Origin of the sequence: Granulicella sp. L56, from assembly GCF_009765835.1 — a bacterium.
Classification (GTDB): Bacteria; Acidobacteriota; Terriglobia; order Terriglobales; family Acidobacteriaceae; genus Edaphobacter.
Genome location: NZ_LMUS01000006.1, coordinates 1,263,432 through 1,287,632 on the forward strand (window position 1 = coordinate 1,263,432; position 24,201 = coordinate 1,287,632).

Here is a 24,201-nt window from a genome sequence, read left to right on the forward strand (position 1 = left end):
ACGCTCCGGGAGATTTCTCTAGGCCATTCTTTGGCAGGGAAGATCCGCGATATGCCGAACCACCGCTCCGGCTGTCGTAATTGCAAATCGATGACTACGAAGGTTGACCGGCGGCCGCAGCCTGTTTCGCCTTCAACTGCTTCAGCTCATCCAACGCATGAAGCGAGTCCTGTCTCCGCCCCAGCTTCTGGTACACCCGCGACAGTTCGTAGTAGCCGCTCTGCTTGATGAAGTCCGAGGGACCGCTCTCCATCGCCTTCTCCAGCCACTTCGCCGACTCCTCGTTCTTGCCCACCTTCGATAGTCCCAGCCCCAGGTAAAAATAGCTCGGCGCAGGGCTCGAATGCGCCTCAATCGCCTGCCGCAACAAGGCAATACCCGCAGCAGGATCTCCCCGCTCCACATCGATCTTGCCCAGGTTATAAAGGGCGATTCCGTTATGCGGATCGAGCTTCGCCTCCTGCTCATAGGCCTTCGTCGCGTCGTCGAACCGGCTTAGCTTCTGGTACTCATCTCCCAGCGATTCATAGAGATCGGCATTGTCAGGCTGCTTTGCCACCGCCTTCTGAAACTCCTCCACCGCCTTCTCCGGCTGCCGCAACGCCGAATAGCTCTCGCCCAACGCCTTATGCACCCGCCACGAATCGGGGTCCAACTGATACAGCGCCTGATACGACTCCTGCGCGATCAGGCTGTGCGCCCGCGCCCGAAGATAAAGCAGGTTCGCATCCTTGGGAGAAAGCTCCACCGCCTGATCGAGCGGTGCCGCCGCCTGATCCGGATTCCCCGCGCCCAGCTCCACGATGCCCAGCCACGTCAACGCCTCGACATTCTGCGGCTGAAGCCGGATCTCCTCCCTCAGGTTCGCCGCCGCCTCGTCCACCTCGCGCATCTGGTACTTTGCGATGCCCAGAAACATGTGCGCGCCCTGCAGCTCCGGATTCAGCGCAATCGCTTTGGCCAGCGACGCCTCCGCGGCATCCGGCTTGCCCTCGCGCAATTGAACCAGCCCCAGATCAAGAAATCCTTCGGCGAACTGAGGCGCAGCGACCGTCGCCTGCGAAAAGTACCTCTCAGCCTCAGCGGTATTGCCCTGCTGCATGGCCCCTGCACCTTGCTGCATCAGTTGCATGGCCTGCGCGTTGCCCTGCTCCTGACCTTGCGCCGAAGGAGAAAGCAACAGGAACGGCGCGACGAGCAGACCGCACAGAGGGCTACGAAATCGGGAGAGAGAGGTCATGAGAGATTTCAACGAGACCTGATTATAGCGTTGCAACTCCACCACTCCGCGCAACCACCCGACGACAAAAATGCTCCCCCGCAGGGGAGCACTCGCCACACACGCTCAACAATGTCAGCAGACGGCGGTCAGGTTCTCCACCTGCCGCTCGCGCATCCTCTGGTAAAGCCCGCCAATCGCATACTGGTGAAAGTGCGGCGTTGTCCTATGGTGCTCGAGCGCCGCCTCATCCGCATACTGTTCATAGATCAGCACCGTCCCCAGATCGCCCTCAAGAAAATGGGCGATATAGCTCACACACCCCGGCTCCTCACGCGAAGCCACCGTCAGATGCCGCAGCATCTCGACAATCTCCGCGTGATCATCCGGCGCAAACGTCATTCGTACTGTAAAGCTCAACATATATATCAACCTTTAGTACTTAGAATCTCTATTCACGTCATCTCGACCGAACCCTGAGCGAAGTCGAAGGGGTAGTGGAGAGACCCCCTGTATTCCGCTTTTGCCGTTGCCCGTTTTTAATCGGTGCGATCGGTGCGATCGGTGCAAATCGGTGCAAATCGGTGTTAAGCCTTAAGCACTGAAGCCTAAGACTTCAGCGCTTCCTCAAACCCTGCAATCGTCATCGTCTGATCGCGGTCCGGCCCGGTCGAAACCATACCGATCTTCGCGCCCGACTCCTTCTCGATGAAGTGCAGATAATCCTGCGCCAGTTTCGGCAGCTTGTCGAACTCCGTAATCCCCTCGGTCGAAGCCTTCCAGCCCTTCAGCGTCGTGTACACCGGCACAATCGCCTCAAAACCACGCATGTCCGCCGGAATCACGTCCGTCAGCTTGCCGTCGATCTTGTAGCCCGTGCACACCGGAATCTCGTCGCACTCGTCCATCACATCCATCTTGGTGACGACCAGCCACTCGGTGCCATTAATCATGTTGCTGTACCGCAGCAACGGCAGGTCTAGCCAGCCGCAGCGCCGCGGACGGCCCGTCACCGCGCCGTACTCCTGTCCGCGAGCACGCAGCAGGTCGGCAGAGCTGTCGTGAATCTCCGTCGGAAACGGCCCCTCGCCCACGCGAGTCACATAAGCCTTGGTCACGCCAATCACGGTGCCGATCAGCGTAGGCCCGACTCCCGTGCCCGTCACCGCGCCACCCGAAGTAGCCGACGACGAGGTAACAAACGGATAGGTCCCATGGTCGATATCGAGCAGCGCACCCTGCGCTCCCTCGAACATCACCTTCTCGCCATTTTTAATAGCATGGTTGAGCATTACAGCCGTGTCCGTCACAAACGGAGCCACCTGTTCGGCCAGCCGAGCATACTCCTCATACATCTCCTTAGGATCGAGAGGCTCGGTCCCAAACAATGCATGAGCAATGGTGTTCTTCTCGTCGCAGGCATTCTTGATGTGCGTCCGCAGCAGCGCCGAGTTCAGCAGATCGACCACCCGCAGCCCGTTGCGATGGACCTTGTCCTCATACGCCGGACCAATGCCGCGCCGAGTCGTACCGATCTTCGTCCGTCCCGGAGCCGTCTCAGCGGCCAGCTCGATCATGCGGTGGTAGGGCAGAATCACCTGCGCCCGGTTCGAGACAAAGAGCTGGCCATCCACCTTCAGACCGGCGTCCTTCAGCTTCTTCACCTCGCTCAAAAACGCCATCGGGTCAAAGACGACGCCATTGCCGATCACGCCCTTGCACTCCGGACGCAGCACGCCGCAGGGGATCAGTTGCAGCACAAACTTCTTGCCCTTGATGATGACCGTGTGCCCGGCATTATGGCCGCCCGCATACCGTGCCACGACGGAAAACTTCTCCGACAGCACATCGACGATCTTGCCTTTGCCTTCATCGCCCCACTGGGCACCCAAAATAACCGCTGTTTTGCGTTGACTCACGAGGACTCTGTTCTCCAAAGGATTTGGTTTGGCCGGAAAGAAGCGTCTCGCACCAGCAAGCCCGCTTCCTATCCATCATATCGTGTCCCACGCCAAGCCACCCTCAGCCCTCGGAAATAGGTAATAGTCAATCTCCGAATACCCCATCAATCGGCAGTACCCACAACTCCCCACAAGCTGACTTCTGAGGGACTAACCAGTCAAGCTGCGATGTTGAATGTCAAGGAACCTTACCCGATCACCGACCACGCTATTTGCAGGATGCGCGGGCTTTATCGAGAAGCTCGGGCGAGTATTTCTCAGGAATTTTGACGAATTTGACGCGATCCTTCTGAGCCGCCTGCATCAGGCTATCCATATTCTCTTGAGTTTCAAGAACTTCTTTTTGATTGAAGGTGTAGTTTTGCGTTTCTACGAGAGTGAGTTTCCCAACCCTCTTAGTGGTGACAGCAACTCCGTAGAACCTTCCACTGGTTTTATGCCCTTCTGTAAAGATTACGCATGCTGAATTCCCCGAAAGTACACCCCATACAATAGGTTCCGGTTCCTGCGATTTGTTGTTCTGCGCGGAAAGAAGCGTGGGGACAGTGAGAACAAGGCCAGTAATCATGAGAGCAGAAATGTTCAATCGAATTCTCCGTCTTGCGAAATAGCTGTGGAGGTGAATGGTAACCCCGGTAATCTTATATCAACAGCGAAGCCGCTTCAGATCGACTCCGTACATAATGTTCGTCATTCCGCCTGATCAGATTGGTAATGAGAAACGCGCATCTAGTCACTTCACTCCAATTTGCCAAGACTCCAGAAACTCATCCGCTACCTAAAATGGTGCAGAGCGGAACCTGCCTGTCAAAAGAGATTCGCCTCAGATCGCACATCAAAGGCTGAATAGCATAGACTGGCACGTCTTCCGGATCGCCCATCCCTATGCCCTCAACGCGCTCGCTCTACGGCTTTGCGATCTTCCTCTCGGCCTTCCTGCTCTTTCTGGTCGAGCCCATGTCGGCAAAGCAACTGCTGCCCGCGCTGGGCGGTTCCTCCGCGGTCTGGCTCACCTGCCTGGTCTTCTTCCAGCTCACCCTTCTGCTCGGATACCTCTACGCACACTGGCTCACGCGCCATCCCTTCAATCGCGGCCAGCGGCTGCTTTACTTTGCGCTGCTTATCGTCGCCATCGCCCTTCTGGCCGCGCAAAAGTTCATCCGCCCCGACCTCAGCCAGGGCTCCGAACATCCTGTCACCACCATCTTCCTCGCGCTCACGCTGACCATCGGCCTTCCCTTCCTCCTGCTCGGCTCCACCAGCCCCCTCCTGCAAATTTGGCTCTTCCGCAAGCAGGGAGGCCAAGTCCCCTACCGACTCTTCGCCCTCTCAAACGTTGGCTCGCTGCTCGCGTTGATCGCCTACCCCACGCTGGTCGAACCCCACCTGACACTCAAGCTGCAACGCTTCCTCTGGGCCATCGGATTCATGGTCTACGCGGTCCTATGCGCCATCCTCTCCAGACAGGTGCCGTCAACAACCCACGCCACGCCACAAGAATCTCCCGACACCGCCGCTCCTCCAGCATCCTCCGCAACAAAATGGCTCTGGTTCCTGCTGCCCATGGCCGCCGCCATGCAGTTGAGCGCCGTCACCAGCCACATCACCAGCAACATCGCCGCGATTCCCCTGCTCTGGATCCTTCCGCTCGCCGTCTACCTCATCACCTTCATCCTCGCCTTCGAGTTCCCCGGCTTCTACCGGCGCAGCATCGTCGTCCGGCTACTGGTTGTTATGCTGGCCAGCCTCGGCTACGCCATCTCCAAGATGGACACCAGCATCCCCATCGGCCTCGCCATCCTCTTCTTCCTCTTCGAGTGCTTCATCGCCTGCCTCTTCTGCCATGCCGAGACCTATGCCCTTCGCCCCCGCCGCCCATCGGAAACCACCCTCTTCTATCTCCTCGTAGCCGCCGGCGGAGTCACCGGAACCTTCTTCATCGGCATCGCCAGCCCGCTGATCTTCGCGGCCAACTACGACCTCTCCATCACCTTCCTCGTCACCGCCGTGCTCGCACTCGTCGTCACCTGGCCCGACGGCTGGGGCCAGCGCCTGCTCTGGGCCACTGCCAGCGTCTTAGTCCTCTTTCTCAACTTCGCCCTGCACGCCGCCTACAAGCAGCAGGCCCTGCTCGAGACCCGCAACTTCTACGGCAGCCTCCGGGTCAAGGAGTCGGTCACGCACGAAGGCCAGCCGCTGCGCTCGCTGCTCAACGGCACCATCCAGCATGGCAATCAGATCTTCAGCCCCGGCCTCACCCGAACCCCCACCACCTACTACGCGAAAGACTCGGGCATCGGCCTCGCCCTCGCCAACTGCTGCGCCAACCGCCCCCGCAACATCGGCGTCGTCGGCCTCGGAGCCGGAACCATCGCGGCTTATGGCAATGTGGGTGACCGCATCCGCTTCTACGAGATCAATCCCCACGTCGAGCCCATCGCCCGCAACCTCTTCACCTACCTTCGCGACTCTCCCGCAGCCATTACCGTCATCGAAGGCGACGCCCGCACCTCACTCGCACAAGAGACCCCCCAAAACTTCGACGTGCTTGTGCTCGACGCCTTCTCGGGCGACGCCATCCCCCTGCATCTGCTCACCACCGAAGCCCTCCAGCTCTACCAAAAGCACCTCGCGCCCAATGGCATCCTCGCCTTCCACGTCTCCAACCAATACCTCAACCTCGCGCCCGAGGTAGCGCAACTGGCCGCCTCCATCCACATGCAGTCCATGATCTTCGACACCGGCTCCGTAGATACGCGCGGCGAATTCCGCTCCACCTGGGTGCTGGTCACCGCCAGCCCAACCTTCTTCACCCAGCCCGACGTCGCCCTCATCGCCGCACCGATCAGCGCCGTTCCCGGCCTCGGCGCATGGACCGATGACTACTCCAGCCTGTTGCCCATCTTCCAGCCCACCGGCCACTAGCCCCAATCCCACAGGAAGCCTGTTATCGCACTAGCTGTTGTTCGTTTTACGCCGTCATTCTGAGCGAAGCGAAGAACCCCCGTAGTTAGCTTTTGCCATTGCCCGTTTCTAATCGGTGCGATCGGTGCAGATCGGTGTTAAGCCTTCCTTTCCCGCCGTACCCCTATACTGCAAAAGTCATGCCTGAGCTTCCCGAAGTAGAGACCGTAGCCAATGGAGTTCACGACCGCACCCACGGCCAGACCATCCGCTCCGTCTGGACCAGCAACAAGCCGCAGACCTTCAAGACGCCGCCCGACCAGATCACCGAAGCCCTCACCAACAGCCGCATCGATCGCGTCCATCGTGTCGGCAAGACCATCGTCATGGACTTGACCCGCAACCGCAAGGCCGCGCAGTTCCTCATTCACCTCGGCATGACCGGACGGCTGCTCGTCTCCGACCCAAAAGTCCCCATTCCTGCGCACACCCACGCGATCCTCACCCTCAGCAGCGGACGCGAACTGCGCTTCGTCGATCCGCGCCGCTTCGGGCGTCTGTCGATCGCCGACGCAACTTACGAAGGGCCGGGCAGCGAACCGCTGACCATCGCGCTCGAAGACTTCATCGCCCTCTTCCGCAACCGCAAAACCCCTATCAAAGCTGCGCTGCTCAATCAATCACTGCTGCATGGAGTCGGCAATATTTACGCCGATGAGAGCCTCTTTCGCGCCGGAATCCGCCCACGCCGACAGGCCGGACGTCTCACTCATGCGGAGTTGGAACGTCTTCGTACCGCTTTAATCGATGTGCTGAAACATGCCATTAAGCTGGGCGGGTCGTCTGTCTCTGACTATGTTGACGCCGAGGGGATCGCAGGATTTTTTCAGTTTCATCACAACGTCTATAGCCGCACGGGCGAGCCCTGCCGCGTCTGCAAGACTCCGATCCAACGCATCGTTATCGGAGGGCGAAGCACCCACTTCTGCCCGGCCTGTCAGAAGTAACCGGCCAGAGCAATTATTACCGGTTACATTTTGGCCTCCGCGCGCTAGAAGTAACCGTTCAAGGGCAAAGTTACCGGTTACAGCTACCGCTCGAGAGCCTGCTCCGCTGAGATTGCTGCGCCGATCACTCGCGTCCCCGGTTTGTCTTCCACAATCTCGAACGAATAGCCTTGCAGAGGACTCATCTTCACCATCTGCTGGGTGTAGTCCCGCAGCATGGCCATGTCGAGAAAGCGCACGTTGAACCCGGTCAAAAAGACGCGCCCCGGTCCTGACATGTGGATTGAGGTGGCCGTCGCGGCGGCCAGCGCCTTGTGCCACATTCGCTTGAACTCCAGGCAGCGCGCGTCCCCGGCCTTCGCCGCCTCGAAGACCTCTTCCGGCTCCATGTCGAGAAAACGCAAGCGCATCGCGCGGTGGCCCATGATGCCTTCCAGGTGGCCTCGTCCGCCGCAGCCGCAGAAGTGCTCTTTCTCGTCGAGGGTCACGACCGTATGGCCGCCCTCCCAGACTCCCGGCATAAAGGGATAGCGTCCGTATCCGATGCCCACGCCCAGCGACCAGACGCGAATCGTGCTGTCGAGCTTGCCGTATGCCGAAGCTAATCCGGCAGCCATGGCATCGGCGTCGTTGACGGCCGTTACCGAGACATCGAGGTTGTGGCTGCGCAACTGGGTCCGCAGCAGCTCTTCGATGCGCGCGCCCTTCAACTGGGGAAGGTTCGGAGACTCTTCGACGACCCCGTTCTTGATCAGTCCCGGCAGAGCGACGCCCACGGCAGAGATGCCTTCGGTGCCGTCGACGGCAAGGACTACCTGCTCGCAGATGGTTTTGACCAGGCCCTCGGTTGGCATCTCCACCAGCGCATAGCTGTCGTCCTCATGTTCAGGAAACCGGTGCAGCTCGCCCACCAGCTTGTGATCGACGACCAGCCCGGTCGACAACTGCTTCGATACCTTTACGCCAACAAACTTTGCCATGCTTCGTCCGCCTTGCTTGTTCCGCCTTGCCGCAGGCGCCGCGCCGCGTCTACTCAAACTTGCTAACGCGATTCAACCCGTTGAAAGCTGCAACTTTATAACATTCAGCCAGAGTTGGATAGTTGAACACCGTATCCACGAAATACTCCAGTTTTCCGCCCAGCGCCATCACCGCCTGGCCGATGTGCAGCAGCTCGCTGGCACCTTCGCCGATGATGTGTACTCCAAGAATCGAATGCGTCATCCGGTGAAAGATGATCTTCAGCCGCCCCGTCGTATCGCCGCGAATCTGTCCACGCGCAATCTCGCGATAGTAGGCCACGCCAACTTCGTAGGGAACGTCCTCTTCCGTCAACTGCTCTTCCGTCTTGCCGATAAAGCTGATCTCTGGAATCGTGTAAATTCCGTAGGGATAGAGCCCGGGGTTCGACAGCACCTGCTCGTCGCCAAAGGCCCGCGCCGCAGCAATCCGTCCCTGCTCCATCGAAACCGAGGCCAGCGATGGGAAGCCGATGACATCGCCACCAGCAAAGATCGTCGGCACCTTGGTTCTGAAATCCTTGTCTACCGGGATTCTGCCGCGTGAATCCGACTCCACCCCAACCGCCGCTAGATTCAATTCATCGACATTGCCCTGCCGCCCGACGGCATAGAGCAACGCATCACCCTGGACCTTCTTCTTGCTCTCGAGGTTGGCGACCACCGTGCCGTCCGGCATCTCTTCGACCGACTCCACCTCTTCATTCAGCCGCATCGTCACCCGCGAATCCCGCAGATGGTAGCTCAGCGCCTCGACGATCTCCTGGTCGGCAAACTCCAGCAGCCGCGGCCTGCGCTCAATCAACGTCACCCGCACACCGAGGGCTGAGAACATACAGGTGTACTCCACCCCGATGACGCCGCCGCCTACAACGATCAACGTCTTGGGCAGATTGACCATCTCCAGTACGAGGTCGCTATTGATGATGCTGTGGCCGTTGATCGGAACCTTGGCCGACGCAGCAGGCTTGGTGCCGGTCGCGATCAGGACATTCTTTGCCTCATAGACAGTCGAGCCGCGCGAGTTGGTCACCTTGATATGGGTCGCGTCTTCAAAGCTGGCTACGCCCACCAGCATCTCGATGTTGTTGCGGGAGAGCTGTGCCTCGGTCACGTCCACTTCGGTCTTGATGACATGCTGGACGCGGAAGGCGAGGTCCGCCATGGTGATGCGTTCCTTCACCCGGTAGTTCATGCCGTAGATGGACTTGTAGTTGTAGCCGGAGAGGTGCAGCACGGCCTCGCGCATGGTCTTCGAGGGAATCGTCCCCGTGTTGATGCAGGCCCCGCCTACCACCTCGCGCATCTCGATCAGCGCGACCTTCTTGCCCAGCTTGGACGCGTAGATCGCCGCCCTCTGCCCGGCAGGGCCGGAACCTATCACGATCAGATCGTAAACACTACTCATATGCAATGACTCATCGACAATTTTCTTACCCCAGCTTACTCAGCGATGATTAAAATTCACGCCACGGTGTAATCGATCGTCCGGTTAGCGGCCAATAATCGCACATTCCATGACCGATTTTTTTTGAAAAACGCGCCAATTCCTAACCTATCACAGCAACATCATCATGGTACGCCTGCGCTGTTGCACCGGATCATCGAAACCTAGAAATCACCTACACTTACAGCGTGCGCCGCTACGCCATCACCGACCGCTCGCTGCTGCCAGCCGCCTCCTCCCTGCTGCGGCAGGCCGCTCTCTGGGCGGCTGACGGCGTCGATTACATCCAGCTCCGCGAAAAAGACCTGCCTCCGGCAACGCTTGCGCATCTTAGCCGCCAAATTCTCGAAGAGCTGCAGGACACCCAGACGAAGCTGCTCATCAACGCGCGGCTGGACATCGCCGTTGCGACGGGTGCTCATGGAGTTCACCTGACCTCGGCCCCTGGCGAACTTATGCCCGCGCAGGTTCGGGCGGTCTACGCTGCCGCCAATCTTGCACGGCCTGTCGTCTCCATCTCCTGCCATAGTTTGGCCGAGGTGGAAGTGGCTCGTAACGAGGCAGACCTGATCCTGTTTGCGCCTGTCTTTCAAAAAGAAATTACGGGACGGGTCGTTACTCACGGGCAGGGACTTGAAGCGCTGGGCGCTGCCTGCGTCGCTGCCGCACCTGCTTCTGTTTATGCGCTTGGCGGCGTTAGCTGGGAGAATGCGGACGCTTGTCTCGCGGCTGGCGCTATTGGGATTGCGGGGATTCGGCTATTTCATCGCCTTTGAATCAGCTTTTCGGCACGGACGACGAGGAAATACAGGGGTCTCTCCACTGCGGCGGCAAAAGCGCCGCCTTCGGTCGAGATGACGTGCGGTTGTGCAGATCAGGTTGAGATTATAGGTGCTTAGTTTTCTGTGGGAACTTTGTCGGCGGAGTCGATGACGATGGTTTCTACGGGAACCTTCTGCTCTTTGAGCAGGAGGCCTGTTGCCTGTTTGAGGGCTGAGGCGAGTATAGGAAGGTCGCTCTCTGCCTCGGGCTTAGGGTTGTAATTAAAAGCGATGTCATAGCTGCCGGTAATGCCGGTTTGATCGACGACGGGAAAACCGGCCGCCGGGGTAAGGTAGATTGCAAACTGAGGCATAGTCCAGTTGGCTCCGCGCATGTGGCCGGAATCGACATTGAAGCGCCAGCCCGGGAAGTGATCCGCCTTGGTGGGGGTGAGATGCGGACCGCCTTTGGCGACGACGAGAGCGTATCCGCGAATCGAGCGCGTTTCTGTGTGGACGGCAAGATTAAAGCGCTGGCGGAGCAGATTCTGCAGACGGGGCCTGAGCTGGTCGCGGGAGAGCTTGATGCCGTCTTCGGGCTCTGCCGTGATGTCGTAGAGGTTGGTTTCGAGCCAGCCGGGCTTGTTGGCGACCTGGCTGTCGTCCACGCCGTAAGCCAGCTGGATGAGGCGGGCGAGGGAGACATGGGTTGCGGTGAATCGACCGATGTTGGGGATGCTCCAACTGCCGGTTAGCGGGTCAGCCTGCGGTGAAGAGGGCCTGACACTGGCAACTTCAAAGGCAGGCGATGGTGGGTTTTGCGCGGTAGCTGCCTTGATATTTGGGAGAAACAGGGCGGACAGCAAAAAAAGACGGATGGTGGGTGATAGCTGCGGACTCAGCGTCATTGACGCTCTTATATTGCAAAAATCTGCTTCCCGCAACTGACGCCCCGGCGTATGATTGCGCATCCGGGCCCCTTGCGAATCAGCGCCAAGTGCGGAGACCTCCTCATGTTTCGATGGAATGCAAGCGCGCAATCCACCACAACCTCCCCCGCTTCCTTCAGGGACGCCCTCATCGACGCGGAGCGGCTGCTGAAGTACGCCGCCGAGACCGGAGTCGAGGTCGAGGCCGCGACTCGCGCCGCCGTCCTGCTGGCCCGCAGCACGCCTCCTGAAAACTGGACAGAGCCGATCATCGACGGTCTGCTCGAAGCGTTGACCAAGCTGGCCGCGCTGCTGAAGCCGGTGACCGCCGACAGCCTGAAGGCGTGGACCCAGGACACGGGCGCGACCGTCCGCTATTACCTTCGCTGGGCCATCATTCTTGCGTGCGTCATCGTTCCTGCGTCAATTGCCAGCTTTACTACGTCGGCGCTGTCGAACTCGCTACGCACCGACATCGCCTCTGCCAACGATCTCGCGGTGAAGCTGCGTGCCCAGCTTGGTGTGGCTCCGCCAACTGCGCAGGCGGGAACGGTGGCCGTCACGCTTCCGCCCGGCGTCAGCGACTCGGAGATCATCTCGGAGCTGCAGGACTACGCCTCTACGATTCGGCTGATCGATGCGCGTGCGCGGGAGCTGAACTGGCTGGTGCTGCCCCGGGTCGCGCCTCCAGCACAGACCGAGCGCAACAACCCAGGCCAGCGCGCCGTCTACGAGCTTGATCCGGGTCTCCCCAACTACTACGTGGCCCGCGACAGTGCCACTGCGACCTACCAGTCGGTCCGCTACTTCGCGCAGAGCCTGCTTAATAATGTCTCCGTCTTTTATGGAGCGCTTACCACCTGCATTCTTCCGGTGCTCTATGCTCTGCTCGGCACCTGCGCTTATCTGCTGCGCAACTTCGAGAGCCAGATGAGCAACCACACCTTTATCCCGTCGCCTGCCAACTCGGCGCGCTTTCTGATCGCCGCCATCGGAGGAGCCGTCGTGGGGCTCTTTAACAACTTCACCGTGACGCCGGAGGCCTCGATTCCGCCACTGGCGCTGGCGTTCCTGGTCGGCTATGCTGTCGACGTCTTCTTCGCTTTTCTCGAAGGTCTGCTCAAGGCCTTCGCCAGAACAGAAACCCCGCCCCACAGCCCGGCTTAGCCTCTGGCCGTCATCGTGATTTGGTAGACTTCAACATCGCAACCAAGGAAAAACGACCATGACAACACCTGTGACAAGAATTGCCTGCCTCGCCGCCGCGCTTGTTCTCTGCGGCCCTCTCGTCTCTGCACAGACCCCGACACCGGCGCCAGCGCCGCCCGTCGTGCAGGCCCCCGTCGTGCAGGCCCCGGTCGTCAAGCCTGATCTGAGCGGGACCTGGACGCTGAACCTGGCCGCGAGCAACTATGACCAGGTGCCCCCGCCACAGGACGAGATCCTCGTCTTCAGCCACACGGGCCCGAACTACAGCATCGCCACGACCTCCGATAACGAGCGCGGCAAAGAGGCCTACACGCTTCCCTTCACCACCGACGGCAACGATACCCCCACGCCCAAAGGCATCTTCGCCGACACCGCGACCCTTCAATACCTCAGCACCAAGGGCGAGTGGGACGGAGCTTCGCTTATCCTGACGCAGAAGATCACCTATCAAAGCGGCGCGGGAAGCCTGAAATCGACCTTCACGCTCTCTGCTGATGGGAAAATCCTGACCCGGGTGATGCACATCGTAGTCGATCAGGGAGAGTTCGACACGACCTCTGTCTACGACAAGCAACCCGCTGCACAACCCGCCACCACCGGGACTTCGAACCCGGTTTGATCTTGCCCCCCAACCTGCTACCCTTAAAGACGTGCTCATAACTCCGCTCCAACTCGTCGATGAACCTCTTGCGATAGACGAAATCATCCAACCCGGCACTATCGACTACACCCTGGACCTTCGCCAAACCAGCCCGCTGCCCATCCAAGGCAGCGCGGATCTGCTGGTGGAGCGCCGCGACGAAGGCTCCCACGTCAATGACATCCGCCTGCGCGCCGCGTACCACGGCGACTTCGAGATTCTCTGCGCCCGCTGCGTCGAACCCGTCGCCCTGCCGCTGAGCGGGGAGTTCGACCTGCTGTTTCGCCCGGAAGAGGCGGATGCGGTCGCCGGGGAGCACTCAATTACCCCGGACGAGACCGAAATCGGTTATTATCAAGAGAGCGGTCTTTCGCTTGAAGATGTGGTGCGTGAGCAGGTGTTACTCTCCCTGCCCGGCCGTACCCTCTGCAAAGAAGATTGCAAAGGGCTTTGCCCGCGCTGTGGCCAGAACCTGAATCTTGCAAACTGTTCCTGCGATGCGGCTCCGGCCAATCCGCAGTGGAATGCTCTTGCGGATCTGGCATCCAAGCTCGAGCTTAAGCACTGAAAAAAGTTTTGCTTCGTCGTCAGCGCGTGATCTGAAGTTTCGCCTGACTGCCGCGGCCCATTGAAAGGGACACTGCAATGCCTAATCCAAAACGGCGCCACTCCAAGCAACGGACTGCCAAGCGCCGCAGCCACGACTTCCTCACCCCCACCGGCGTCTCCGAATGCCCCAACTGCCATGAGCGCAAGCTGCCCCACCGTGTCTGCCGCAAGTGCGGCGTGTACAAGGGTCGCGAGGTTCTCGCGGTCAAGGAAGCAAGCTAGTATTACCCACATTCTGAAGCTCCAAGTCCCCTGCTGATGCCGATCGATATCGTTGTAGATGCAATGGGTTCTGACAAGGCCCCCGAATCCGAGATTCGCGGGGCCATCCTCGCTGCACGTCAGTACGACGTCCGAGTGCACCTTGCTGGCCCCGAACACATCATTCGCCCCATTCTGCGCCAGCACCTCCGCGGCCAGCACCTTCCGGTCTTCATCGTGCCCGCCTCCGAGTGGATCACCATGGACGACAAGGCTGCGCAGGCTGTCCGCACCAAACGCGACTCGTCCATGCGAGTTGGGCTCAAGATGGTGCGTGAAGGCCGCGCGGCAGGTTTCTTTACGGCAGGCAATACCGGGGCTGCGATGGCGACTGCCAAGATGGTTCTGGGTATGCTGTCGGGCGTTCACCGTCCGGCGCTGGTCACCGTTCTGCCTACCTCGGTGGGCACTCCCTCGCTGCTGCTCGACGTGGGCGCCAACGTCGACTGCGACCCCGACAATCTTGTCCAGTTTGCCGTCATGGGCCATATGTATGCCCGGAACGTCCTGAAGGTCCCCAATCCTCGCATCGGTCTGCTCTCGATCGGCGAAGAGGACTCGAAGGGCAACTCGCTCACCCGCGATACGCTTCCGCTGCTTCGCGCGCTGGCTGGCATCAACTTCATCGGCAACGTCGAGGGCCGCGACCTCTACAACGGCCACAGCGACGTGACGGTGTGCGACGGCTTTGTCGGCAACGTCGCGCTGAAGACCAGCGAAGGCATCGTCAAACTTGTCACCGCCTCATTGCGCGAATCGCTGAAATCCACCGTGACTTCGCAGGTCGGCGCGCTGCTCTCGCGCAAGGCGTTCGCGGAGTTCAAGAAGCGGCTTGATTACTCGGAGTATGGTGGAGCGCCTCTGCTGGGCGTTCGCGGGGTCTGCATTGTGGGCCATGGCTCGTCGAACGAGAAGGCAGTGATGAATGGGATTCGCGTGACCGCGGAGTTTGCCCAGGCCGAGGTGAATACCAGCATTGAAGCGGCCCTCGTTGCATCGCCTGCGAGCGAGCAGTAAAGCATCTTCAGAAGTTGAAGGCTTAACACCGATTTACACCGATCAGACCGATTAAAAACAGGCAACGGCAAGAGCGAAATACAGGGGTCTCTCCACTGCGCTTCGCTTCGGTCGAGATGACGTAGGGTTGGGGCAATCCTTCGTTGCCACAGAGTATAGCTTCAGGCGGAGTAGAGCAGGCTTGCCATCAGAACGGCCAGCACTGTCATACTCACCGCAACATAGAAGCGGTCGCGCTCCAGCGCGAAGCCGATTATGGCAAAGACTACACGGGCAATCGGGGTCGCGATCAGCAGGATCGCTCCTATTTGAATCACCGCCGCCGGATCACCTGCCATCAATAAGTGAAATAGTCCTCTTACGCTGCGCAGGTTGGCGGGCTCGCCTGCGAAGGTGCGATAGTCGACTGCGCTTCCGAAGTGTTTACGGACGTACAGAACACCACCCACCAGAACTACGAGCGAGGCCAACAGGACGCCAATCTGAAGCAGCCTGCCCATCATGGTTTCCATCTGACGGTCGTCGAATTTTGAGTTCTGAAGCGCCATTACATTTTCCCCAGCCAGCCGTTGATAATCATCTCGACCCCCAGCGCCAGAATGACGATTGTAAAGATGCTGCGCAGTACCGAGACCCGTGCTCGCACCAGCAGCTTTGCGCCGAGCAACGACCCGGCCAGGACACCGAGCATCACGGGAAAGGCCAGCCCCGGATCGACGTAGCCGCGATGCAGGTAGATTCCTGCACTGGCCGCTGCGGTGACACCGATCATGAAGTTACTGGTCGTGGTCGAGACCTTGAAGGGGATGCGCATGATCTGGTCCATGGCCAGCACCTTCACCGCGCCTGAACCGATGCCCAGAAGGCCGGAGAGTGTACCGGCGCCAAACATGGTCGCAAAGCCTGCGGGGATCCGATCCACCTTATAGCTTTTCTCGCCGCCTGCGCCGTCTGGATACGATCCTGAAAGACGCAGCCGATCCGACCATGGGCTGCTGCCTCCGCCGTCTGCCTCGTGACGACGGCCCTGCTGCCACGAGAGCCACGCCGAATAGAGCAGCACGACGCCGAAGATGATCGCGAGCGCCCGGGTCGGTATCCGCGTGGCCAGAAATGCGCCGAAGACTGCGCCGATGGTGGTGGCGATCTCGAGGAACATGCCGATGCGAACACTTGAGAAACCTTCGCGCACATAGGCGGCTGCCGCTCCCGAAGAGGTGGCGATGACGGAGATCAGCGACGCTCCGATGGCATAGCGGATGTCGACGTGGAACACCACGGTGAGCAGAGGCACGAGCACGACACCGCCGCCGAGGCCAGTGAGTGCTCCCAACAGCCCAGCCGCAATCGATCCGGCAAAGACAAGCAGGGTGAACAACAGTACCGGCAATGTCGCTAAGTGCTCGATAAACAGAACCTGATGAAACTAATTTAGTTTGATGATTAAACAGAGACGACCGCAAGCAGTTATGCAATAACTTTGTGTCGGAATCTACCGTCAAACATCCAACACGATATGGGTAACCCCTGGACATTGGCAGATATTCCCTCGCAAGCGGGCAAGCGCATCCTGATCACCGGGGCGAACAGCGGCATCGGCTATCATGCCGCCTTCACTCTCGCACGCAAGGGGGCGCACGTCATTCTCGCCTGCCGCGACCGCCGCAAGGGCGAGGCCGCCTTTGCGCGTCTGGACTCCGAAGCTCCGGGGACCGGCACAGAGCTGGCCCTCCTCGATCTGGCCTCGTTGGCCTCAGTGCGCGAGTTCGCCGCTCGCCAGCTCGATCTTGGCCACCCCATCGATATCCTCATCAACAATGCCGGGGTGATGGCGCCGCCGACGCGCCAGCAGACGGTAGATGGCTTCGAGCTGCAGTTCGGCACGAATGTTCTGGGCCACTTCGCCCTTACCGGGTTACTGCTTCCTCTGCTGCAAAAGGCTGTTGCCGAAGCGCCACGCATCGTCACCATTGCATCGATCGCCCATAAGCGTGGGCGGCTGAACTTCGACGATCTGCAATACAAGCAAAATTACGCTCCCATGAAGACGTACCAGCAATCGAAGCTGGCGAACCTGATGCTCGCGTTGGAGATGGAACGCCGGTTGCGTGCCTCAGGCTCAACCATTCTGAGCGTCGCGGCGCATCCGGGAATCGCCAACACCAATCTCTTTCAGACTGGGCATCACTCTGCGGTCGAGAATGCTGTTCGCAGAGTGATGGGGCATCTCATCGGCGCGTTTCTCAACACTGAGGCGGAAGGCGCGCTGCCTACGCTGTATGCGGCAACGTCTTCCGCAGTGACGGGCGGCGACTACTATGGCCCGCAGGGCTTTCAGGAGATGTCTGGCGAGGAGATTGGGCCCGCAAAGATAATGCCGCAGGCAAACGATACAGCGGCAGCGGCGCGTCTGTGGGATGTTTGTGAGGAGCTTTCGGGCGTTAAGTTTTTATAGAGGCCATCGCCGCTCGCGATACGGATGGCAAAATCCTCTTCTGCCGTCGCTGCTTTCGCATATACTCATCCGGGTAACGGGCCCCGTAGTGACAGGTATCTCCAATGGAGTTCACTGAGACACTTTTGGCCCAGCAGCAGGTGGTTCGCCTGCAGGCATTGCTGGAGGCAAGCCGTCAGATACACTCGACCATCGAGCTGGACGAGGTACTGTGCATTGCGCTTCAAATCGTTGTTCGTGAGCTTGAGCTGGCGGGTGCGTTCTTTACTGCGTTCGGGCAAACATACGGCGATGTTCCAGCCGATCTGAAAGAGTCGCTGAGTGTAGGTGAAGCTGCATCGCTGATGGCTGGCGATTCGTGGCTGCGGTTTCCGCTTTGCGATAAGCAGAAGAGCCGCTTCGCAGACCTTGTCGTCCTGCTGCCTGAGGGGCGCGCACTGGACCTGGACGAGATCGATTTTCTGGAAGCGCTTTCGATGCAGGCCGCGGTCGCCATCGAGAACGCCCGGTTCCATGTGCGCACCGTCGAGTGGCAGCGCATCGAGAGCGATCTTGCATCGGCGCGGCTGGTTCAGCAGAGCCTGCTTCCGCAAGAGATGCCGCGGGTCCCCGGCTATACTCTTGCCGCGCGCTCGGTGACCTGCTACGAAGTGGGCGGCGACTATCTTGATATTGTCACGATGCCTTCTGGCGACATTGCGATTGTTCTCGGTGATGTTGCGGGCAAGGGGCTGACGTCTGCCCTGGTGGGCATGTCGTTTCGTTCGGCGTTCCGTGCGATGTTGCAGGCTGACCTTTCGCTGGCCGAGATTGCGACGCGGATGAACCTGCTTCATTACAACGAAGGCGCGGAGTCTCGGCGCCGCTATGTCACGGCATTTCTGCTGTGGCTCAGTCCCGGCAGCAATACGATTGAGGTAGTCAATGCAGGGCACAATCCAGCGTTCTTGATGACGGGAGACCATAAGCTGCATAAGATTGCGGCCTCGGGAACACCGATTGGAATGCTTCCCTTCTCGACCTATCTGGCCGAAAAATATGTGCTTGGAAGCTCGGCGAGACTGCTAGTCTACACAGACGGATTGACCGAGGTGTTTCGCGGCGAAGAGGAGTTTGGGGAAGAGCGTCTTCTTCAGGCCTTCTCCGATTGCGCGGAACGAACCCCGGAGGCAACGCTGACTTCGTTGTGGAACACGCTGGAGCGGTTCTCCGAGGGACAAGAGCAGACCGATGACATGACCGCACTTGTACTGTCGAGAGATCCTCATCACGGAGATTGCCAATGACAGAGAACAATCCGGGCATCATCGAACTTCACATTCCGTCGCGGCTGGGCTACGAAAAGATAGCCATGAATACTGCCGCGAGCACAGCCCGGATGATGGGCTTTACCGACGAACGCGTCGAAGACCTGAAGACCGCCGTGGCCGAGGCCTGCATCAACGCCATGGAGCACGGCAATAAGTTTGACGAGTCGCTCAGTGTCGGGGTCATCCTATCGATGAGTGATGACTCGCTCGAAGTGAAGGTGGTCGACACCGGCGCAGGCACTCAGGGCCATGGAACGGCGCCTGACATCGACAAGAAGATGCATGAAGAGGAGAAGGCACGCGGCATGGGCATGTTTCTGATCCAGGCCCTGGTCGATGAGGCGGAGTGGGTCAGTTCGCCGCCGACCGGAAGCTATGCACGCATGGTCATCCGTCTTCATCCCGCAAGCGAATCGCTCGAAAGGAAATAAGCCATGCAGGAAAAAAGCACGCAGGTAAGACTGGACGAGGTGCCATGCGGTACAGGTGCTGCCATCACGGTGCTCCGCTTTGCGGGCGACATCACGAGTGCCTCACAAGCCGCGGTGCTCGGCACCTACCAGGCACTGCCGGAAGACGTGCATCGCATTCTGCTCGATTTCTCAAAGGTGGAGTATCTCAATTCGAGCGGCATCGCTCTCGTCATTCAATTGATGATCGCGGCCAGTAAACACGGCCAGACCATCAAGACGTTTGGCCTCTCGCCGCACTTTCAGAAGGTCTTCACCATGGTGGGCATCACGAAATACACCAGCCTTCATCCGGATGAGCAGGCCGCGTGCGCTGCGTTTACGGCTTGATGCGCGATTTGACCGACTATAGCTGTCCCCTCCGGGTGTCCTCATGCAAGTCGGGAAGGAACGCAGATTCCCTTCGGGAATGACAAACAAGGGAAGCGACACCTGAGAGGAAATAGCTGTAGAGAAAGCCGAGCACCGAGGCTCGAGCGGCTCAGGTCACAGCCATGACCGGCTCTACGTGCGTGACGGTCTTTGGCTCGCTGCTGCGCTCGATTCGAAGCACGAGAATGTCGTCTTCCTGTCCGAACTCCTGGGCTGCTGTCGCCAGCTCGGCGGCAGTGATGGGATGGCTCAACATCCGGTCGATGCGCTCGAACCCAAACAGCAGGCCATGCTGGTTCTGCGCCTCTGCGATTCCGTCGGACATCAGCATCAGCGTATCGTCCATCTTCAATTTGAAGTACATCACGGGAAACTCGGTGCCGGCCACAATGCCCAGCGGGAGCGAGCCTTCCATCTGCATCTCCCGCCCGTTGAGATAGGGAGGAAGGTGGCCAGCATTCGCGAGCGTCACCATGCCATCGGCTGCGATGCGCAGCATCAGGCAGGTGGCGCTGGCGTGTTCGCGGTCGCACAGCTCCGCGTTGAGTGAGTTCAATACGCTCAATGGATCGGAGTCGTGCTGCACGGTGGAACGGATCGCGCCGACGATCAGTGCCACCAGCATTCCCGCCTGCAGCCCTTTGCCGGTCACGTCTCCCACCACGATCAGCACGCTGCCGTCATGCTCGCCGGGAATGATCTGGAAGAAATCGCCGCCAACCTCGCGTGCGGGGCGGTACTCGCTCTCGATGCTCAATCCCGCGATGGTCGGCGACTTCTCGGGGATCAGTACCTGCTGCACATGCTGCGCCTGCTTGATCTCGAGCCGCCATTGCTCCTGCCTGCGCTGCGAGTGCAGAAAGCGCCGCGACAGCATGACCGTGACCAGCAGCAGCGAAAGCATGGTGGAGACGGTGCCCAGCGAGATCTGGAAGCCGAAGAGCGAGAACTCCGTCGGGACATGAATCAGGCGCAGCTCATGTTGATACTGCGAGATCGCGGCCAGCAGCACAGCGGGAAGCGCCAACCATCCCTCGGCTCCGTGCCTGCGGATGCCTTGATAGGTCACCCAGAAGAGCAGCACCGCCAAGGCGAGTTTCACCACCAGAAGAAACGGCACCAGATAGGTTGCCGCATGGACAGGAATTAACTGTCCATAGAGAGGAGGACGCAGCAACGCTGTTCCCATCGCCAGCAGAAGCACGAAACCCCACACCTCCCGATGCAGCCTGCCCATGCGCTCCAGACGAAACCAGTAGCCCCAGAAGACGACCCACAGGCCGATGCGTACCGGTGTCAGGATGTCGTCGATCAGAATGACGCTGGGCGACTGGCCGATCAACGCTGTGAAATTTACGAGGAGGACAATCGAGTTGCCGATCAGGGTAATCAGCGAGACAAGCGCGAGCCAGCGATAGGCTGCCTCCGTGCGGTCGAGCGAGAAGAGGCTCAGGGCCACGGCCAGGGCCAGCAGCAGGATCAACATTTCCAGAAAGCCACTGCCTACGCCGTGAGCGACGTCGTCCCAGCCTAAGCGAATCTGTGCCGCAATCGCCGAGGCGTGTCCCAGCACAGGAGGCTCGTGCAGGCCGCCTGCATCGGGGCTATTGAAGGGAGTGGCGCTATCCATCCACATGCGAATCGCAAGTGTGATGCGGCCGCTGCGAAGATCGGGCGGCAGACGAAAGGCGCGGGGAAGCGTGCTGTAGGCGGTGACTCCATGGGAGGTGAACTTGCCGAAGGTGCCGATCGGCTGGCCGTTGACGTAGACCTGGTAGGCGTCGTCGGCGTTGTCGGGCATCTTCAACGCCAGCGGATCGTCCGCTCCCTGCACATCGATGGTCAGCCGATACCATGCGTAGCCGGAGTAGCCCGCGAAGCCGCGGTCGGTCCAGCCGGGAATGTATCCGCTGCTGCCCAGCGTGGCGTCCGCCGTACCGGGCGGCGGCGTCAGGTCCATCTCGGTCCAGCCGGAGTCGTCAAAGCCCGGCTGGGCCCAGGCCATGTTATCGCCGGTGTGAAACCTCCAGGGGCCGGAGAGCTCTACCGCCGCATTGCCCAGCGTGACCTGCATGCCAACAGAGCTGTTTTGTGCCGCGAGCAGTTGACCGCCGCATGGCAGCAACAACAAGAGGCATAGCCAAAAACGGCGCATAGGCAGACCTCCTGAAAGCAATCACGAAGGCAGACGGAAGACGGCTCAGGAGAACAGCGATGCGCGAAGTGCGCGCGATCGTTCGCCGTAGAGCAGGCAGCCGAAGAACAAGATCCCGGTGGACAGCAGCACCATCGACCGCGGCTCGGGTGTCAGAACCGTCGCCGTCACGGAACCAGTGGGGAAATCGGTCGGAGGAACGACACCGTCTTCGGTGATGAAGAAGTAGTCACCGTTATGGATGACTCCATCGGAGAAGCCCAGATCGTACGATCCGTTTGCAGGATTCACGGGACAGTCTGTCGCGCTGAAGATATTGTCGGAGAGCGCAGGCGCACAACTCGCGGGCTGCCCGGTCAACACGCCGCCGCTCGGGAAGGAGAAGTCCAGGCCAGTCCAGGCCAGTCCCGATACGTTGCGCCCCGCGAAGCATCCGTCCGCCGTCATGCCCGACGGCAGCTCGCCGGCGATACAGGCAGTGAAGGAGACGCTGAACGAGGTTGAAGAGATGGGAAAGAGCGGATAAGAAGGGTCCGTCGGGGGCGTCGGGTCCAGAACCTTGATATGAAAGTCCACAGGATCTGCTTTAGCCAGACCTGTGCATCCAAAAACCAATGCGATTAAAACCAGACAGTGAAGAGCTTTCATGGCTGACTCCTTTTCTCTTTTCTCTCAAAATTTCTCTTGATGTCTCACCGTGAAAAGAGGGGAGGAAAGATCGGGGGGCCGGCACGTGAGACGACTTCTATGAAACCCACTATAGGAGTACTCTTTACGCGAGTCAATCAAATCATCTCGTCGAGAATCATAGACAACGACAAAGGCAAGAACGAAATACAGGGGTCTCTCCGCTCCGGTCGAGATGACGTGGGGTTGCAGTTTGGTGGCTCCTATCGAAAGCGTGAGTGCTTGCGGTGAGGCGCGCCAGCGGAGCCGCAGGGACGGTAGTATGTCAGGCAGAAATACTTCGATGTTTGCAGGCAGCACGAAGCGGTCGCGCCGTATCGGCCATTGATCAAAACCAGCTAAAATTTTCTGAAGAATTGGGAGCAATCCTCTGTGGACCAGGCCTCTGCCGACGAAGTGACCGCCAACCTGCGCAAACGCTGGCTGCTGCTTCTGCCCGCGGTCTTTGTGACCTACAGCCTTGCCTATCTCGACCGTGCCAACTACGGATTCGGCGCGGCGGCGGGGCTGGCCACGACGCTGCACATCACCGATTCGCAGACCGCGCTGCTGGGCTCGCTCTTCTTTCTGGGATACTTTTTCTTCCAGGTACCGGGCATCGCCTATGCGCGACGCAGGAACACCAGCAAGCTGATCTTTTTCACGCTGATCGTATGGGGCGTGCTGGCAGCGCTGACCGGCGTCATCCGCAGCTTCTGGCTGCTGGCCATCGACCGCATGTTGCTGGGCGTCGCGGAGAGCCTGATCTTTCCCGCGATGCTGCTTCTGCTGACCAACTGGTTCACGCGCTCGGAGCGTTCGCGCGCCAACGCTATTCTGATCCTCGGCAACCCCGTCACCATCCTGTGGATGTCGGCCATCACCGGCTTCCTCATCCGCTCATTCGGCTGGCAGATGACGTTTATCCTCGAAGGCGCTCCCTCCATCGTATGGGCCTTTGTCTGGTTGCTGATCGTCCGCGACCGACCTGAAAAGGCGTCGTGGATGAGCGCTGAGGCAAGTGCATCTCTGCGCCGTCAGCTCGCCGCCGAGCAAGCGGCGTTGCCTAAAGTGGGCAGCTTGAGCAAGGCCCTCCTGCGACCTGACGTGCTTCTGCTCTCGGCGCAATATTTCTGCTGGAGCCTCGGCGTCTACGGCTTTATTCTCTGGCTGCCCACCATCATTCGCCAGGGCAGTTCTCTGGGCATCGGAGCTACCGGCCTGCTGAGTGCGATACCGTACCTGCTCGCCGTGCTGACGATGATTCTGGTGGCCTATCTCTCGGACAAGAGCCTGCGCCGCCAATCGCTGGTGTGGCCCTTTCTTCTTCTCTCCGGGATTGCTCTGCTTGGCTCTTTCGTCCTGGCCGCGCATAGCTTCTGGCTGGCCTATGGTTGTCTCATTCTTGCGGGCGGCGCGATGTTTGCGCCCTATGGTCCCTTCTTCGCAATCCTTCCTGAGATTATTCCCAGCAATGTCTGCGGCGAGGCGATGGCGTTGGTCAACAGCTTCGGAGCGCTGGGAGCATTCTTCGGCTCGTGGATCGTGGGCCTGCTGCAGGCACGTACCGGAAATGCGCGTGCGGGTTATCTTTTGATGGCCATCTCCCTGATCGTCTCCGGATTTATCATGATCCTCGGGTTCGGCAAGCCTGCGCCTGCAAGCACACGACAGTTGGATGAAGTTAGTCTTGATGCAGAGATCGCTGCCCCACGCATACCATAAACAGAGCAAGCCAACCCGGAGCCAACAACATCCCACCGATCCCCATCACGTCCATTCTTGAGAGC

Annotated in this window: 24 protein-coding genes; 13 read left to right on the plus strand and 11 right to left on the minus strand. The window is 59.6% G+C overall.

What is annotated here, in order from left to right:
* Nucleotides 1-94: 94 nt before the first annotated feature.
* The 4 genes from GSQ81_RS13190 to GSQ81_RS13205 all read right to left on the minus strand — a co-directional run bounded on the left by GSQ81_RS13190 (nt 95) and on the right by GSQ81_RS13205 (nt 3,766).
* Nucleotides 95-1,240 (minus strand): tetratricopeptide repeat protein, encoded by a 1,146-nt coding sequence (locus tag GSQ81_RS13190; RefSeq protein WP_158911171.1) that lies wholly within the window; start codon nt 1,238-1,240, stop codon nt 95-97.
* Between the two features lie 114 nt (nt 1,241-1,354).
* A complete protein-coding gene (locus tag GSQ81_RS13195) occupies nt 1,355-1,642 on the minus strand; it encodes a putative quinol monooxygenase (protein WP_158911172.1) in 288 nt (95 codons plus the stop codon).
* 185 nt (nt 1,643-1,827) lie between these two features.
* Complete coding sequence (locus tag GSQ81_RS13200; RefSeq protein ID WP_158911173.1) at nt 1,828-3,138, minus strand: adenylosuccinate synthase; 1,311 nt, start codon at nt 3,136-3,138, stop codon at nt 1,828-1,830.
* A 250-nt stretch (nt 3,139-3,388) separates the two neighbouring features.
* Nucleotides 3,389-3,766 carry a hypothetical protein gene (locus GSQ81_RS13205; RefSeq protein ID WP_158911174.1) on the minus strand — a complete coding sequence of 126 codons (378 nt, stop codon included), beginning with the start codon at nt 3,764-3,766 and terminating at the stop codon, nt 3,389-3,391.
* 299 nt (nt 3,767-4,065) lie between these two features.
* On the opposite strand from GSQ81_RS13205, the gene GSQ81_RS13210 reads away from it, so the two are divergent.
* Both GSQ81_RS13210 and mutM read left to right on the plus strand, forming a co-directional pair.
* Nucleotides 4,066-6,105: a fused MFS/spermidine synthase gene (locus GSQ81_RS13210; RefSeq protein ID WP_158911175.1), complete on the plus strand. Its 2,040-nt coding sequence runs from the start codon at nt 4,066-4,068 to the stop codon at nt 6,103-6,105.
* A gap of 179 nt (nt 6,106-6,284) precedes the next feature.
* A complete protein-coding gene (gene mutM, locus GSQ81_RS13215) occupies nt 6,285-7,091 on the plus strand; it encodes a bifunctional DNA-formamidopyrimidine glycosylase/DNA-(apurinic or apyrimidinic site) lyase (RefSeq protein ID WP_158911176.1) in 807 nt (268 codons plus the stop codon).
* A gap of 83 nt (nt 7,092-7,174) precedes the next feature.
* On the opposite strand, the gene GSQ81_RS13220 is transcribed toward mutM, so the two are convergent.
* A complete protein-coding gene (locus tag GSQ81_RS13220; protein ID WP_158911177.1) occupies nt 7,175-8,071 on the minus strand; it encodes an ROK family protein in 897 nt (298 codons plus the stop codon).
* 49 nt (nt 8,072-8,120) lie between these two features.
* Complete coding sequence (gene sthA, locus GSQ81_RS13225) at nt 8,121-9,518, minus strand: Si-specific NAD(P)(+) transhydrogenase (RefSeq protein WP_158911178.1); 1,398 nt, start codon at nt 9,516-9,518, stop codon at nt 8,121-8,123.
* A 227-nt stretch (nt 9,519-9,745) separates the two neighbouring features.
* Here sthA and GSQ81_RS13230 point away from each other — a divergent pair, with 227 nt between their 5' ends.
* Nucleotides 9,746-10,333 carry a thiamine phosphate synthase gene (locus GSQ81_RS13230; RefSeq protein ID WP_158911179.1) on the plus strand — a complete coding sequence of 196 codons (588 nt, stop codon included), beginning with the start codon at nt 9,746-9,748 and terminating at the stop codon, nt 10,331-10,333.
* A 119-nt stretch (nt 10,334-10,452) separates the two neighbouring features.
* Here the strand turns inward: GSQ81_RS13230 and GSQ81_RS13235 are convergent, their stop codons facing one another.
* A complete protein-coding gene (locus GSQ81_RS13235) occupies nt 10,453-11,226 on the minus strand; it encodes a TIGR03435 family protein (RefSeq protein WP_158911180.1) in 774 nt (257 codons plus the stop codon).
* Between the two features lie 105 nt (nt 11,227-11,331).
* On the opposite strand from GSQ81_RS13235, the gene GSQ81_RS13240 reads away from it, so the two are divergent.
* The 5 genes from GSQ81_RS13240 to plsX all read left to right on the plus strand — a co-directional run bounded on the left by GSQ81_RS13240 (nt 11,332) and on the right by plsX (nt 14,983).
* Nucleotides 11,332-12,414 carry a hypothetical protein gene (locus GSQ81_RS13240; protein WP_158911181.1) on the plus strand — a complete coding sequence of 361 codons (1,083 nt, stop codon included), beginning with the start codon at nt 11,332-11,334 and terminating at the stop codon, nt 12,412-12,414.
* A 58-nt stretch (nt 12,415-12,472) separates the two neighbouring features.
* The gene (locus GSQ81_RS13245) at nt 12,473-13,075 is read left to right on the plus strand and encodes a hypothetical protein (RefSeq protein WP_158911182.1); all 603 of its coding nucleotides are present in this window, start codon (nt 12,473-12,475) and stop codon (nt 13,073-13,075) included.
* A 31-nt stretch (nt 13,076-13,106) separates the two neighbouring features.
* Entirely contained in the window at nt 13,107-13,664 is a 558-nt protein-coding gene (locus tag GSQ81_RS13250; protein ID WP_158911183.1) for a DUF177 domain-containing protein, read from the plus strand.
* 77 nt (nt 13,665-13,741) lie between these two features.
* Nucleotides 13,742-13,927: a 50S ribosomal protein L32 gene (gene rpmF, locus GSQ81_RS13255; protein ID WP_158911184.1), complete on the plus strand. Its 186-nt coding sequence runs from the start codon at nt 13,742-13,744 to the stop codon at nt 13,925-13,927.
* 36 nt (nt 13,928-13,963) lie between these two features.
* Nucleotides 13,964-14,983 carry a phosphate acyltransferase PlsX gene (gene plsX / locus GSQ81_RS13260; RefSeq protein WP_158911185.1) on the plus strand — a complete coding sequence of 340 codons (1,020 nt, stop codon included), beginning with the start codon at nt 13,964-13,966 and terminating at the stop codon, nt 14,981-14,983.
* A gap of 161 nt (nt 14,984-15,144) precedes the next feature.
* On the opposite strand, the gene GSQ81_RS13265 is transcribed toward plsX, so the two are convergent.
* Nucleotides 15,145-15,531 (minus strand): DUF1634 domain-containing protein, encoded by a 387-nt coding sequence (locus GSQ81_RS13265; protein WP_158911186.1) that lies wholly within the window; start codon nt 15,529-15,531, stop codon nt 15,145-15,147.
* On the minus strand, nt 15,531-16,373 hold the full coding sequence (locus tag GSQ81_RS13270; protein WP_158911187.1) for a sulfite exporter TauE/SafE family protein: 843 nt from the start codon (nt 16,371-16,373) through the stop codon (nt 15,531-15,533). The genes GSQ81_RS13265 and GSQ81_RS13270 overlap by 1 nt, the downstream gene beginning before the upstream one ends.
* Before the next feature lie 126 nt (nt 16,374-16,499).
* On the opposite strand from GSQ81_RS13270, the gene GSQ81_RS13275 reads away from it, so the two are divergent.
* The 4 genes from GSQ81_RS13275 (at nt 16,500) to GSQ81_RS13290 (ending at nt 19,548) form a co-directional block, all read left to right on the plus strand.
* A complete protein-coding gene (locus GSQ81_RS13275) occupies nt 16,500-17,438 on the plus strand; it encodes an oxidoreductase (RefSeq protein WP_158911188.1) in 939 nt (312 codons plus the stop codon).
* Between the two features lie 125 nt (nt 17,439-17,563).
* Nucleotides 17,564-18,724 carry a PP2C family protein-serine/threonine phosphatase gene (locus GSQ81_RS13280; RefSeq protein ID WP_254060175.1) on the plus strand — a complete coding sequence of 387 codons (1,161 nt, stop codon included), beginning with the start codon at nt 17,564-17,566 and terminating at the stop codon, nt 18,722-18,724.
* Complete coding sequence (locus GSQ81_RS13285) at nt 18,721-19,179, plus strand: ATP-binding protein (protein ID WP_158911190.1); 459 nt, start codon at nt 18,721-18,723, stop codon at nt 19,177-19,179. Before GSQ81_RS13280 ends, GSQ81_RS13285 begins: the two co-directional genes overlap by 4 nt.
* A gap of 3 nt (nt 19,180-19,182) precedes the next feature.
* Nucleotides 19,183-19,548, plus strand: coding sequence for an STAS domain-containing protein (locus tag GSQ81_RS13290; RefSeq protein WP_158911191.1), 366 nt, complete (start codon nt 19,183-19,185; stop codon nt 19,546-19,548).
* A 151-nt stretch (nt 19,549-19,699) separates the two neighbouring features.
* Here GSQ81_RS13290 and GSQ81_RS13295 read toward each other — a convergent pair whose 3' ends face one another.
* Entirely contained in the window at nt 19,700-21,745 is a 2,046-nt protein-coding gene (locus GSQ81_RS13295; protein ID WP_158911192.1) for a PP2C family protein-serine/threonine phosphatase, read from the minus strand.
* A gap of 45 nt (nt 21,746-21,790) precedes the next feature.
* Complete coding sequence (locus tag GSQ81_RS13300) at nt 21,791-22,321, minus strand: hypothetical protein (RefSeq protein WP_158911193.1); 531 nt, start codon at nt 22,319-22,321, stop codon at nt 21,791-21,793.
* A gap of 483 nt (nt 22,322-22,804) precedes the next feature.
* Here GSQ81_RS13300 and GSQ81_RS13305 point away from each other — a divergent pair, with 483 nt between their 5' ends.
* Entirely contained in the window at nt 22,805-24,136 is a 1,332-nt protein-coding gene (locus GSQ81_RS13305; protein WP_254060176.1) for an MFS transporter, read from the plus strand.
* Nucleotides 24,137-24,201 lie beyond the last annotated feature (65 nt).